We start from the raw sequence: 13187 nt of genomic DNA, 5'->3' as shown, positions 1-13187 counted from the left end.
GCAAGAGGTCGGCCCGGTATCACCGGACCGACCTTGCGACCCTTTACGGTCGGGTTGGATCAGAAATCCTTCGATATGGTCAGGCCGAAGGTGCGCGGTTGAATGATGGCCGCGGAATAGATGCCGGTCCGGGTGATGGTATCCAGCGGCCCGCCCGAGACGAAGGCGATCTCGTTGCTCAGGTTCTTGGCGTACACCGACAGGTTCCAGTCGTCATGGCTGACACCGGCCCGCACGTCCACCGTCTCGTAAGACGGCATGAAGAAGCGCTGGCCCGTGGCTTTGGTCGGGAAAACGCTGTAGCGGTCGCCGACATAGGACACGGTGGCCCCGACGAAGCCGGTGAAGCCGTCCGCGATGCGGAACTTCTGGTCGGCCGACAGGCTGCCGGTGAACTTCGCGGAATACGGCAGGCGCTGCCCCTTCAGGCCGTACAGGCCGGATGTCTTGATTGTCTCGGTCAAGGTCGCGTCGGTGTAACCCAGGTTGGCCACCACGCTCAGCCCCTCTGACGGCGTGAGGGTGACGCTCAGCTCCCCACCCCGCGACCGGGCGGTGCCGCCGTTCTGGATGTAGGAGAAGCCGGTGGGCGACGCCGCTTGCAGCTGGATATCGTCCCATTCTATGTCGAACAGGGCGGCGTCCACCGTCAGCAGGTGGTCGACCAACACCCCCTTGAAGCCCACCTCGTAATTGGTGGTGGTGTCGGAGGTGTAGGCAGCGGGTTCACCCGGCGCGTCGTTCGGGCCACCGGGGCGGTAGCCGGTCGACACGCGGCCATAGACCATCATGTCCTTGTTGATGTGGTACTGCGGACCCAGCGAATAGGTGAAGACGCTGGTGTTGGAATGCAGGTCGCTGTAGGTGGTGTCGCCCTGCAGCACGCCGCCGACCTCGTTGGCGTTCTCCTGGAACTGGCGGCTGAAACGGCCACCGAAGGTGAAGTCCAGCTTGTCCTCGATGATGTGATACGTGGCCGAGCCGAAGCCGGCGTATTCCCGGTAATGCGACGGGCCGAAGACGGTGTAGAGGTCGGGGAAGCCCACGTTCTGGCCGTTGGCCTTGTTGGCGACGTAGACCACCTGGCGGTTCAGATTGTCCTCATTGGTGGCGAAGCCGCCGACCATCCAGTCGATCATGCCACCCGGCTGGGATTCCAGGCGGATTTCCTGGCTGAGCTTGTTGGTCTGGTAATAGTTGTAGATGCCGGTGCCCAGCGCCGGCAGGGCCGAACTGGGGAAGAAGAAGCCCAGGTAGCGGCCGAAGGTGCCGGTGGTGTCCTGCGGGCCGTTGAACACCGTGTGGCTGTAGGAGGTGACGGCCACCAGGTTGGCGAACCCCAGGTCCGCCTTCAGGTTGCCGTTGTAGATGCCCATGTCGAGATAGCCGGTGTTCAGGCCGGAAATGGGCGCCTGGGTATAGTCGCCGTAGGTGGGCACGCGGTCGATGGAGACGTATTCATTGGCGGAACCGCCGGCCGTCATGTGCTGGTAGGTGGCGGATGCCTGGTAGCTGACGCTGGGCGTGATCTGCCACAGCAGGGTGGCGCGGCCGCCTTCCGTGCGGTTGACGTTGATTTCCGTCTGGCCGCTGTTGGCGTTGGTCATGTAGCCCGGGTCCATGCGGGCGAAGGCGCTGACCCGCAGGCCCAGCTTGTCCTCGACGATGGGCACGTTGATGTAGGCCCGGCCGCCGCCGCCCTCGCCGCCGTGGGCGACGCTGGACCCGGACACGGCCACCTGGCCAAAGGTCTCGGTCAGGTTGGGGGCCGCCGTCACATAGCGGATGAGGCCGCCCATGGAGCTGGCGCCGTACAGGCTGCCCTGGGGACCGCGCAGCACCTCGATCTGCTGCAGGCTGGACGGGTCGATTTCCGGCACGACCGCGTCGCCCAGACCGCTGCTGGTGGCCGAGCCGATGGGAACGTCGTCGATGGTCAGACCCACGGTGGGGTTGTTGCCGCCGCCGGTGGTGATGCCGCGGATGGCGATGGTGGTGCGGCCGTTGCCGCTGGACGTCACGTTCAGGCCCGGAACCTGGCTGTAGAAATCGCGCAGCTGGGTTTGGTTGGACTGCAACAGCGACTGGGTGTTGACGACGGCGATGGAGGCGGGCACGTCCATCAGACGTTCCGTCTTCTTCTGCGCCGTGACCACGATTTCCTGCAGTTCATCCAGGCTGTCGTCCGCCGCCGCGTCGGCGGCGACGCCCGTCAATGACCAAAGAGAGAAAGTTGTAAGAACAGTCGTGGCAAGCAACGACCGAATTCCACGATTTCCCTTCATTTTACTACCCCCTGTTCTTATGGGCTCCCACTGCCGCCATCACCCGTTTTAGGGTTTTGTTATTCGGCAAAGCCGGAAAAGATAATTAATGATATCGCCGCTGGTTGGCTTTTCTTCCCAAATTGCGCCTGCCGTGCCAGGCGGGGAGAAAATTTTATTCCCCAGGGGGATGCTGCGGAAATTTTCTGCCCGCGTCCCCGGCCGCCCGTCGGCGGCGATCAGGGACGCTGTTGCACGAAGGCGCGGACATCGGCGCCGAACTTGCGGGCGGCGGGCTCCGCCGTGTACGCCATATGCCCGCCTTCGTAGAAGGTCAGGCGCACCCGCCCCCCCGGCCAGCCACCTTGGCGGGCCAGCAGTTCGGCCGCCCCCACGGTGGTTTGGGTATCGTAATAGCCATTGCCGATCAGCAGCCGGAACGCCGGGCTGGCCTTCATGGCCTTCATCAGGCGGTCGCTGTAGGCCCAGTTGGCGAAGGGCGAGGCGTAGCCCCATCCCCAATCGTCCAGGCCCTCGACCTCCGCGATCTCCACATAGGGTTCCACCCGGTCGACCTTCAGGTCGGTACGGAGGTAGTCCTTGAACAGGCGGGAGAACGGCGGCATGACGGCGGCCGCGAAGGGGTCGGGGCCGATGCCCTTGTCGGTGATTGGGGCGGTGTAGCGCGCGTCGGCACGGCCCAGCAGCAGGCCCTGATCCTTCAGCAGTTCACCCCGGTACTGTTCCTTGCTGATGCGCAGGCCATGCTCGCGGTAATAGGCGGCGGGGATGCCGGTCAGCTCCTGCAGCCGTTGGGCGACGCGGTCGCGGTCGGCCGCCGGCAAGTCGCTGCCCTGGTAGAGGGCGGGCATGTAATCGCTCTGGGCGTAGCGCCGCGCCTCCTCCACGAAGGCCTCCAGCGACAGGCCCCGGCGATCCACTTTCTGGTGGTACCAGGCGATGGCCGCCAGCGTGGGCAGCGACACCACGTAGCTCATGACGTTCTGCGGCCGCTGGACATATTCGATGATGTTGACCGCCTGCCCCATCAGCAGCACGCCATTCAGCAGGATGGGTTTGGGCAGTTCGGCCAGTTGCCCCGCCACCTCCGCCGCGCGCATGGTGCCGTAGCTTTCGCCCAGCAGATACAGGGGCGAGCCCTCGCGATGATGCCGCGTCAGCCAGGCCTGGATAAAGGCGGTGACCTGCTGGCCATCCGCCTTCACCGAGAAATAGCTCTTGGGATCGACGCCATCGGCCACGCGGCTGAAGCCGGTGGAGGCCGGGTCGATGAACACCAGGTCGGTGGCGTCCAGCGGCGAATAGGGATTGTCCACCAGCCTGAAGGTGGCGGGATCGGCCGTCAGGTTGTCCGGCACCGCCACGCGCTTGGGCCCCATGATGCCCAGGTGCAGCCAGAGGGAGGCGGTGATGGGCCCGCCGTTGAAGATGAAGGTCACCGGCCGCTTGGCCGCGTCCTTGGCGTCCACGGTGTAGGCGAAGCTGACGATGTGGGCGCCTGGCTTGCCGGTGGCATCGTTGACGTCCGTCCCCTCCACCGTCGCGGTGTAGGTCAGCTTCTGGCCGTTCAGGGTGGTGGCGTGGCGGGTCACCACGGGCGTTTCGGCAAAAGCCGGCAAGGCTGTCGCCAGCATCAACGCGGCCGCCAAGCCGCCCAGTTTCCGCCGGCTGAGGTGCCCGGTCATCCTTGTCCCCTTGTCGCAAAGCCCTGTCAGGGAAAAGAATACCGGCCGGCAGCGGAATGTTTTTGCGTAATGCCGTCCAGCGTGCGCCGGGCAGCAAATTTTATGCGTCGTTCGGTTTTATAGGGCCGTCAGCGGGTTGCGGTGGCCGTGGCATGGCGGGCCTGATAGGCCTGCAAAGCCTGCTGGTAGTCGGACGTCTGCTTGAGGGCCGGGGTGGCGCGCAGCTTTTTCCTCTGTTTCTGCGTGAAGGTCTCCGCCGTCAGGCTGGCCCCGTCGTCACAGAACTTGGCGCAGGCGCCGGTGGGATCGTTGAATCCCAGCTCATCGCCGCTGAGGGACATGGTCAACAGGCACGCCTTCCCGGGCTTAGGGTCCTGGAAGACGAAGCTGCCGATCTTCTTGTATTCCGCGATGCCGGTGATGGTGCAGCTCCGCCCGTTGTCGAAGGACAGGCGCATGTCGAGATAGGTGGCGCCGTCCGCCACCGGCATGACCTGAAGAACATCCTCCGCCCCATGGGGGCCATCGGCGCTTCTGACCGGATGCCGGTAGATGCCGGCGATGCGGGCCAGCAGGGCCTTGGCGTCAGCCCGGTTGCCGTCTGGGGCGTAGGCCGTGGCGCGCTTGGCCGATTCCGCCTGCGCGGCGTTGATCTTCTGGCGGTATTCCCGATCCAGGCAGGCGCGCGCGTCCAGCGTGGCGTCGCACCGCTTGAACATCTCGTCATCGACCGTCCAGGCCCGGCCCAGCCGGACATAGGGCAGGTCCTGCACGCTGTCCACCAGCTGGCGCAGGCCCGGGTCCGTGCAGAGGGCTTGCAAGGAGGCGGAGGTGGGCGCCTCACAGTCCACCGCTGTCAGGCCTGGCACCGGCGGATCACCGGCCGCCATCGCGCCGCCGGCCGACAAGGCGGCCACCAATACCAAAGGACCGAGATATGATTTTTGCCGTTGTAGCCCGCGACCGCGGGCGCCGGAGCGAGCACCGCAGGGCGGAGCGAGGAAGCCAAGCGGGCGGATGCCCGCACCCGGCGTTTGAGGGGGCGTTTGGGAGGCCACGAGCAAATGCCGCGCGTATAAGGTGATGATCGTCCATTTGCCCATGATGTCGCCCCGCTTCGCCCCCTGAACTGTGCCCAAGGGCAAGGGTGGGCGCAAGGCATGCCTGTCGCCCACCCCTTTGCGTCAAACGCCACACACCCGCACATGGCGCTTGCGGCCCAGGGATAGGCGGATCGGGACCGCCGCCTGGGTGATGCGGGCGTCCGTGTCCGCCACCACCCTGCCGTCCGTCCGCACCCCACCGCCGAGGATCAGCCGTCGCGCCTCCCCTTTCGAGGTGGCCAGGCCGGCGCGCACCAGCAGGTCGACCACTAGGGCGCCGCCGTCCCGCACCTCCGCCGCGGTCAGCGCCACGTCGGGCAGGCCGTCGGCGACGGCCCCGGCGAAGGCCTGTCCGGCGGTGTCCCTGGCCGCCTGGGCGGCGTCGGTGCCGTGGGCCAGCGTGGTCGCGGCGTCGGCAAGCGCCACCTTGGCCTGGTTGATCGCGGCGCCTGGCAACGCCTCCAGCTCGGCGATACGGTCCAGGGGCAGATCGGTGAACAGGCGCAGGAAGCGTCCGACGTCGGCGTCGTCGGCGTTGCGCCAGAACTGCCAATAGTCGTAAGGCGACAGCCGGTCGGCGTTCAGCCAGACGGCCCCGCCGGCGGTCTTGCCCATCTTGGCGCCGGACGCCGTGGTCAGCAGCGGCGTGGTCAGGCCGAACACCTCCCGCCCCTCGATCCGGCGTACCAGGTCGATGCCGTTGACGATGTTGCCCCATTGGTCCGATCCGCCCATCTGGGCCAGGCACCCCGCGCGGCGGTGCAATTCCAGGAAATCGAAGGCCTGGAGGATCATGTAGTTGAACTCCAGAAAGGTCATCGGGTCCTGCCGGTCCAGCCGCGCCTTGACGCTATCGAAGGACAGCATGCGGTTGACGGAGAAGTGGCGCCCCACGTCCCGCAGAAGGTCGATGTAACCCAGCCGGTCCAGCCAGTCGGCGTTGTTCACCATGACGGCGTCGATGGGCCCGTTGCCGAAGGTGAGGAAGCGTTCGAATACCCGCCGGATGCCCCGGATGTTGGCGGCGATCTGGTCGTCGCTCAGCAGCGGGCGCTCGGTCGCCCGGAAACTGGGATCGCCGACCCGCGTGGTGCCGCCGCCCATCAGCACGATGGGCTTGTGCCCCGCCCGCTGCAGGCGGCGCAGCGTCATGATGGGCAGCAGATGGCCCACATGCAGGCTGTCGGCCGTGGCGTCGAAGCCGATGTAGACCGGCACCACGCCCGCCGCGAAGGCGGCATCCAGGCCGCCCAGGTCGGTGCATTGATGGATGTAGCCGCGCGCCCGCAACACCTCCAAGGCGGTTGAGCGGAGGTCATGTCGGGGAAGGTCCAGCGTGTCCATGAACGGTTTCCTGTCGTCGGTGGGGCCGCCACCAGGAAGGAAGACCGCTTTCAGGAAAACGACTGCCGCCTTGGCGGCGGCATCGTTTCAACATGGTCGAACAACGCCGCTCCTATGAGGAGGGCGCGTAATACGTGCAGCAGAGGGGCAGCGTCGTGACCATGGGCGGATGGTGATCATGCCCACCCGCCCTGTCAAGGCCACCTGTGTACCTTTCTAATTTAACAAATTTTGTAAGCAAAATATCAAGATTGACTCTTAATGGATCGTTAATTTAGCCTCAAGTTCAGTCGTAAAATATCATGCCGCGATTGTTAAATAGCATCAAAAATAGTGTTGATTATGGCCGATCGGCCGTTGACCTGCGGGAGACGATGATGGGTAAAGCCTTCTCCGCCCTTTGCCGCCTGGCTTTCGCTGCGGCCTTGAGCCTGGGCGTCGGCGCGGCCCACGCGGCGGAAAAGCCGGTGCGCATAGGTTATCAGAAATACGGCACGCTGCTTCTGCTGAAGGAAAGCGGCACGCTGGACGCCCAGCTGAAAGCACAAGGCATCACCGTTGAATGGCGGGAATTTCCCGGTGGCCCGCAGTTGCTGGAGGCGCTGAACGTCGGCGCGCTGGACTTCGGCACCACCGGCGAGGCGCCGCCCATCTTCGCCCAGGCCGCCGGCGCCCCCCTGGTCTATGTCGGCGTGGAGCCGGCGGCACCCAAGGGTGAGGCCATCCTGGTGCCCAAGGACAGCCCGCTGAAAAGCGTGGCCGACCTGAAGGGCAAGAAGGTGGCGCTCAACAAGGGGTCCAACGTCCATTACCTGTTGGTGAAGGCGCTGGAGGACGCGGGCCTGAAATACAGCGATATCCAGCCCACATACCTGGCCCCGGCCGACGCCCGCGCCGCGTTCGAGCAGGGCAGCGTGGACGCCTGGGTCATCTGGGACCCCTACTATGCCGCCGCGGCGGCCGCGACGCAGGCGCGGGTGCTGACGGACGGCGTGCGCGCCGACGGCAGCCACTTGGTCGCCAACCACCAGTTCTACCTGGCCGAACGCGGCTTCAACGAGACGCGGCCCCAGGTGGTCCAGGCCATCCTGGCGGCGCTGCGGGAGGTCGACGCCGCCTCACGCGGCGATCAGAAGGGCGTGGCCCAGCGCCTCGCCCCGCAGGTGGGTATCCCCGCCCCGGTGCTGGAGGTGGCGTTGGCCCGCATGGGGTATGGCGTCCAGCCCATCACGCCCGACGTCATCGCCGCCCAGCAGAAGATCGCCGATACCTTTCATCAGTTGGGGCTGATCCCCAAGCCCATCACTGTTTCCGACGCCATTCCGGGATCGAAGTCATGAGCAGCACCGCCCTTCCCCCCGCCCAACCCGTCACCGAAGCCAACGTCTTCTGGTTCATCCCCACCCACGGCGACGGCCGTTACCTGGGCACCACCCAGGGCGCCCGCGCCGTCAGCTTCGATTATCTGAAGCAGATCGCGCAGGCCGCCGACAGCCTGGGCTATTATGGCGTGCTGCTGCCCACGGGGCGCAGTTGCGAGGACAGCTGGGTCATCGCCTCCGCCCTGGCCCCGCTGACGGAGCGGTTGCGCTATCTGGTGGCGGTGCGGCCCGGCCTGCAGTCGCCCACCGTTTCGGCCCGCATGGCGGCCACGCTGGACCGCGTGTCCGACGGCCGGCTGCTGATCAACGTGGTGACCGGCGGCGACCCGGTGGAGAACGCCGGCGACGGCATCTTCCTGTCGCATGCCGAGCGCTATGAGGTGACGCGGGAGTTCCTGGATGTCTGGACCCGTCTGCTGGCGGGCGAAACGGTGCATTACCAAGGCCAGCATATCCGCATCGAGGATGGCCGCCTGTTCTTCCCCTCCCTGCAGCGTCCCTACCCGCCACTGTACTTCGGCGGGTCATCCACCGCCGGCATCGACGTGGCGGCGGAGACGGTGGACAAGTACCTGACCTGGGGCGAGCCGCCGGAGCAGGTGGCGGAGAAGGTGGCCGTCGTGCGGGCCGCCGCCGCCGCGAAGGGCCGCACGGTGACCTTCGGCATCCGTCTGCACGTCATCGTGCGCGAAACCAATGAGGCCGCCTGGCGGGCCGCCGATGACCTGATCCAGCACGTCGACGACGCCACCATCGCCCAGGCGCAGAAGACCTTCGCCCGCATGGACAGCGTGGGCCAGGCCCGCATGCAGGCGCTGCACGGTGGCCGGCGCGACAAGCTGGAGGTCAGCCCCAACCTGTGGGCCGGCGTGGGCCTGGTGCGCGGCGGGGCCGGCACCGCCCTGGTGGGCGATCCGGAAACGGTGGCCCAGCGCATGAAGGAATACATGGCCGTCGGCATCGACAGCTTCATCCTGTCGGGCTATCCGCACCTGGAGGAGGCCTACCGCTTCGCCGAGCTGGTGTTCCCCCTGCTGCCGCTGGCCCCCGGCAATGGCCGCGACCGGGGCGAGGCCACCAACCACGGGCCCTTTGGCGAACGCATCGCCAACACCCTGCCCCCGGTGGCCAAGGAGACCGTCGCCCTGCGCCAGGCGTCGGCATCATGACCGGGCTGAGGCGCGGTCTGTTGCCCTGGCTGCTGCCCCTGGCCCTGCTGGCGGGGTGGGAGGTCGCGGCCAAGGTGGGGTGGCTGTCGGCGCGGGTGCTGCCGGCGCCCAGCGATATCGCCGTCGCCTTCTGGGCGACCCTGCGTGACGGCAGCCTGCCCCACCATGTGGGGATCAGCGCGGAGCGCGCCTTCCTGGGCCTCGTCATCGGCGGCGGCCTGGGCTTCGCCCTGGGCCTGATCAACGGCGCCCTGCCCCTGGCCGAGGACATCCTGGACAGCAGCCTGCAGATGCTGCGCAACGTGCCGCACCTGGCCATCATCCCCATGGTCATCCTGTGGTTCGGCATCGGGGAAGAGGCCAAGGTCTTCCTGGTGGCCGTCGGCGTGCTGTTCCCCATGTACCTCAACACCTTCCACGGCATCCGGTCCGTTGATCGGGGCTTGGTGGAGATGGGGCGGGTCTACGGCCTGGGGCCGGTGGCCCTGTACCTGCGCGTCATCCTGCCGGGCGCCCTGCCCAACATCCTGGTGGGCTTGCGCTACGCCCTGGGCATCATGTGGCTGACCCTGATCGTGGCGGAAACCATCTCCGCCTCCTCCGGCATCGGCTACATGACCATGAACGCGCGGGAGTTCCTGCAGACCGACATGGTGCTGCTGGGTATCATCGTCTACGCCCTGCTGGGCAAGCTGGCGGACATCGCGTCCCGCTGGCTGGAGCGCAGGGCGCTGGACTGGAACCCCTCCTTCCACACCGGGCTGGAGGCGGCATGATGGTGCCCTTGCGCGCGGTTCCGGATGTTGAAGAGCCGGCGGCCACGGCTGCCGACGGGGGGGCCGGCCGGGGGCTGGAGCTGGCTTTTGACGGGGTCACCAAGGCCTTCGGCGACGTCGGCGTGCTGCGGGGCCTGGATTTGACCATCCCGGCCGGGCAGTTCGTCGCCGTGGTCGGGCGCTCCGGCGGCGGGAAGACCACCCTCATGCGCCTGATCGCCGGGCTGGACAGCCCCACCGGCGGCACCATCCGCATCAACGGCACGGCCCGCCGGGGCTTGCAGCCCGACGTGCGCCTGCTGTTCCAGGAAGCCCGCCTGCTGCCCTGGCAGCGGGTGCTGAGCAATGTCGGCATCGCCCGTGGCCCCGGCTGGAAGGAGCGGGCCCAGGCCCTGCTGGCGGAGGTGGGCCTGGCCGACCGCGCCGGCGATTGGCCCTACGTCCTGTCCGGCGGGCAGAAGCAGCGCGTGGCCCTGGCCCGCGCCCTGGTGACGGAACCGGGCATCCTGCTGCTGGATGAGCCCTTCGGCGCCCTGGACGCCCTGACCCGGGCGGACATGCACCGCCTGCTGACCCGCGTTTGGCGCCAGCACGGCTTCACCGCCATCCTCATCACCCATGACGTGGCGGAGGCCGTGGCCCTGGCCGACCGCGTCCTGGTGCTGCGCGACGGCGTGGTGGCCGACGATGTCGCCATCGACATCCCCCGCAATGCCCGCGCCGCCGGCACCCCACGCCTGGCGGAGCTGGAACGCCGCATCCTCACCGCCGTCTAGAAGAAGGAAAGCCCCCATGACGACCAGGATTATAATCAAGGCCCCCGCCCCGACGCGCCGTACCCTGCTGGCGGGCGGCGTCGCCCTGGCAGCCGCCCCGCTGTTGCGTCCGGCGTCCGCCCTTGCCCAGCCGGCGGCCAAGATCACCGAACTGCGCCTGGACTACGCCACCTACAGCCCTGTCAGCCTGCTGCTGAAGGACAAGGGCTGGCTGGAGGAGGAGTTGAAGGCCGATGGCATCGGCGTCCGCTGGGTTCAATCGCTGGGCAGCAACAAGGCGCTGGAGTTCCTGAACGCCGGCAGCCTCGACTTCGGTTCCACCGCCAGCGCGGCGGCGCTGCTGGGCCGCATCGGCGGCAACCCCATCCGGTCCGTCTATGTCTATTCCAAGCCGGAATGGACGGCGCTGGTGGTGCCGGCCGACAGCCCGGCCAAGACCATCGCCGACCTGAAGGGCAAACGCATCGCGGTCACGCGGGGAACCGACCCGCATATCTTCCTGGTGCGGGCGCTGGCGGGCGCCGGCCTGACCCAGGACGACGTGAAGCTGGTCCTGCTGCAACATCCGGACGGCAAGCAGGCCTTGTTGCGGGGCGATGTGGACGCCTGGGCCGGCCTGGATCCGCTGATGGCGGCGGCGGAGATCGAGAACGGCGCCCGCTTGCTGTACCGCAATCCGGCTTTCAACAGCTGGGGCGCCCTGAACGTGCGCGATGCCTTCGCGGCGGAGAACCCCGGTGTGGTGCAAAAGGTGCTGGCCGCCTATGAGAAGGCGCGCACCTTCGCCCAGGGCCATCCCGACGCCCTGGCCGCCAGCCTGACCGCCCAAACCAAGCTGGCGGACGCGGTGGTGGCCAGGCAGTTGCAGCGCACGGACCTTAGCCAGGGGCATCTGAAGCCGGCGCAGGCTGACAGCGTGGTGGCCTCCGGTCTTGCCATGCAGCAGGTGGGCCTGATCGAGGCCGGGGTGGATGTGCGCAAGGCGGCGGCTGAGCTGGTCGACAGCCGCTTCGCCGTGGGCTGAGCCATGACGGTGGAGGCGACGGCGGGGCTGGAGAACGGGACGTTGGCCACCGCCGCCGCCGGCCCCCGCCCCTGGCGCGTGGCCTGGCCGGACTGGCGCCCCCTGCTGCTGGGCCTGGCCCTGCCGCTGCTGGCGGCGGCGGGGTGGGAAATCGTGGTGCAGGCCGGCCTGGCCAGCGGCCGCCTGGTGCCCCCGCCGAGCCGGGTGGCCGCAGCCCTGTGGAAACTGGCCCGGTCCGGCGAGCTGTGGCCCCATGTCGGCGCCACCGCCGCCCGCGTTGGCGCGGGCTTCGTCCTGGGCGGTGCCGCCGGCATCCTGTCCGGCCTCGCGGCCAGTTATTCGCCCCTGTTCCGCCGCCTGGTGGACCCGGCCCTGCAAGGACTGCGCGCCATCCCCTCCCTGGCCTGGGTGCCCCTGTTCCTGCTGTGGCTGGGCATTTTCGAGACGTCCAAGGTGGCGCTGATCGCGGTGGGCGTCTTCTTTCCCGTCTACCTCGGCGTCATGGCGGCGGTGCTGGGGGTGGATCGCAAGATCGTGGAAGTGGGGCGCATCTATCGGCTGTCCGGACTGGCCCTGGCGCGGCGCATCCTGTTGCCCGCCATCCTGCCGGCGCTGGTGGTGGCGCTACGCACCGGATTGGGCCTCGGCTGGATGTTCGTGGTGGCGGCCGAGTACATGGGCGCGTCGGAGGGCATCGGTTATCTGCTGGTGGATGGCCAGCAACTGGGCAAGCCGGACCAGATCATCGCCGCCATCCTGGTGTTCGCCCTGCTGGGCAAGATGGCGGATGCCCTGCTTATGGCACTGTTCAAGCCGGCCCTGCGCTGGCAGGACGCCTATCAGGGGGGACGGTGATGAGTGTCGCGGTGGAGATCGCTGGCTTGGCCAAGACCTACCCCAATGGCCTGCGCGCCCTGGCTGGCATCGACCTCAGCGTGTCGGCGGGCGAAATCCTGGCCATCGTCGGCGGCTCCGGCTGCGGCAAGAGCACACTGTTGCGCTTGGTCGCCGGCTTGGAAACGCCCAACGCCGGATCGGTGAGGGTGGGCGGCGACGTGGTGCGCGGGCCCCATCCGGCCGTGGGCCTGGTGTTCCAGGAGCCGCGCCTGCTGCCCTGGCTGACGGTTGCGGAGAATGTCGGTTTCGGATTGTCCTCGCTGGATGCCGGCGAGCGCGCCGTGCGCGTGGCCCTGGCGCTGGAGCGGGTGGGCTTGGCCGAACATGCCCAGGCCTGGCCGCGGGAACTGTCGGGCGGCCAGGCGCAGCGCGCGGCTTTGGCGCGGGCGCTGGTCACTCGGCCGCAAGTGCTGCTGCTGGATGAGCCATTCTCGGCCCTGGACGCCCTGACCCGCACCGCCCTGCAGGACCATCTGCTGGAATTGTGGGCCTTCGACCGGCCGACCCTGGTGCTGGTCACCCATGATATTGAGGAAGCGCTGGTGCTGGCCGACCGCGTGGTGACCCTGCGGCCCCGCCCCGGCCGGGTCGACGACATCCAGACGGTGGCCCTGTCCCGCCCCCGGGACCGCGACGCCCATAATTTTGAAGTTCATAAAAGGCGGCTACGTGCCGCCTTGAACCAATCGCTGGCGCCTGACACTCTGGCACCCGACAGCCTGACCGCCGCCGCCCTATGAACGGTA

General features: G+C 67.7%; 11 protein-coding genes. 7 read left to right on the top strand and 4 right to left on the bottom strand.

Translation table 11 applies throughout. The features are described from left to right. Window positions 1-59: 59 nt before the first annotated feature. The 4 genes from FBZ90_RS17360 to tyrS form a co-directional block, all read right to left on the bottom strand. Window positions 60-2216, bottom strand: a complete 2157-nt coding sequence (locus FBZ90_RS17360) for a TonB-dependent receptor (protein ID WP_186455872.1) — start codon at window positions 2214-2216, stop codon at window positions 60-62. A 287-nt stretch (window positions 2217-2503) separates the two neighbouring features. Beyond that, complete coding sequence (locus FBZ90_RS17355; protein ID WP_246130468.1) at window positions 2504-3970, bottom strand: S10 family peptidase; 1467 nt, start codon at window positions 3968-3970, stop codon at window positions 2504-2506. A 128-nt stretch (window positions 3971-4098) separates the two neighbouring features. Further along, entirely contained in the window at window positions 4099-4887 is a 789-nt protein-coding gene (locus FBZ90_RS17350) for a hypothetical protein (RefSeq protein ID WP_145734016.1), read from the bottom strand. Window positions 4888-5154: 267 nt separating this feature from the next. Further along, window positions 5155-6417 (bottom strand): tyrosine--tRNA ligase, encoded by a 1263-nt coding sequence (gene tyrS, locus FBZ90_RS17345; RefSeq protein ID WP_145734014.1) that lies wholly within the window; start codon window positions 6415-6417, stop codon window positions 5155-5157. A 374-nt stretch (window positions 6418-6791) separates the two neighbouring features. On the opposite strand from tyrS, the gene FBZ90_RS17340 reads away from it, so the two are divergent. Genes FBZ90_RS17340 through FBZ90_RS17310 form a run of 7 tightly spaced genes read left to right on the top strand, consistent with a single transcriptional unit; the run spans window position 6792 to window position 13181 of the window. Then, window positions 6792-7757, top strand: coding sequence for a sulfonate ABC transporter substrate-binding protein (locus FBZ90_RS17340; protein ID WP_145734012.1), 966 nt, complete (start codon window positions 6792-6794; stop codon window positions 7755-7757). Next, the gene (ssuD, locus tag FBZ90_RS17335) at window positions 7754-8968 is read left to right on the top strand and encodes an FMNH2-dependent alkanesulfonate monooxygenase (protein WP_145734011.1); all 1215 of its coding nucleotides are present in this window, start codon (window positions 7754-7756) and stop codon (window positions 8966-8968) included. The genes FBZ90_RS17340 and ssuD overlap by 4 nt, the downstream gene beginning before the upstream one ends. Further along, the gene (gene ssuC / locus FBZ90_RS17330; protein ID WP_145734009.1) at window positions 8965-9744 is read left to right on the top strand and encodes an aliphatic sulfonate ABC transporter permease SsuC; all 780 of its coding nucleotides are present in this window, start codon (window positions 8965-8967) and stop codon (window positions 9742-9744) included. Before ssuD ends, ssuC begins: the two co-directional genes overlap by 4 nt. After that, window positions 9741-10520, top strand: coding sequence for an ATP-binding cassette domain-containing protein (locus FBZ90_RS17325; RefSeq protein WP_246130467.1), 780 nt, complete (start codon window positions 9741-9743; stop codon window positions 10518-10520). Before ssuC ends, FBZ90_RS17325 begins: the two co-directional genes overlap by 4 nt. 16 nt (window positions 10521-10536) lie before the next feature. After that, window positions 10537-11544: an aliphatic sulfonate ABC transporter substrate-binding protein gene (locus tag FBZ90_RS17320; RefSeq protein WP_145734007.1), complete on the top strand. Its 1008-nt coding sequence runs from the start codon at window positions 10537-10539 to the stop codon at window positions 11542-11544. A 3-nt stretch (window positions 11545-11547) separates the two neighbouring features. Next, the gene (locus FBZ90_RS17315) at window positions 11548-12399 is read left to right on the top strand and encodes an ABC transporter permease (RefSeq protein WP_145734005.1); all 852 of its coding nucleotides are present in this window, start codon (window positions 11548-11550) and stop codon (window positions 12397-12399) included. Next, window positions 12399-13181, top strand: a complete 783-nt coding sequence (locus FBZ90_RS17310) for an ABC transporter ATP-binding protein (protein WP_145734003.1) — start codon at window positions 12399-12401, stop codon at window positions 13179-13181. Before FBZ90_RS17315 ends, FBZ90_RS17310 begins: the two co-directional genes overlap by 1 nt. Window positions 13182-13187: the final 6 nt, after the last annotated feature.

Origin of the sequence: Nitrospirillum pindoramense, from assembly GCF_007827955.1 — a bacterium.
In the GTDB taxonomy this organism is placed as follows: Bacteria; Pseudomonadota; Alphaproteobacteria; order Azospirillales; family Azospirillaceae; genus Nitrospirillum; species Nitrospirillum amazonense_B.
Note: the sequence above shows the minus strand (reverse complement) of the source record. Positions and strands in the feature narration are given on the sequence as shown.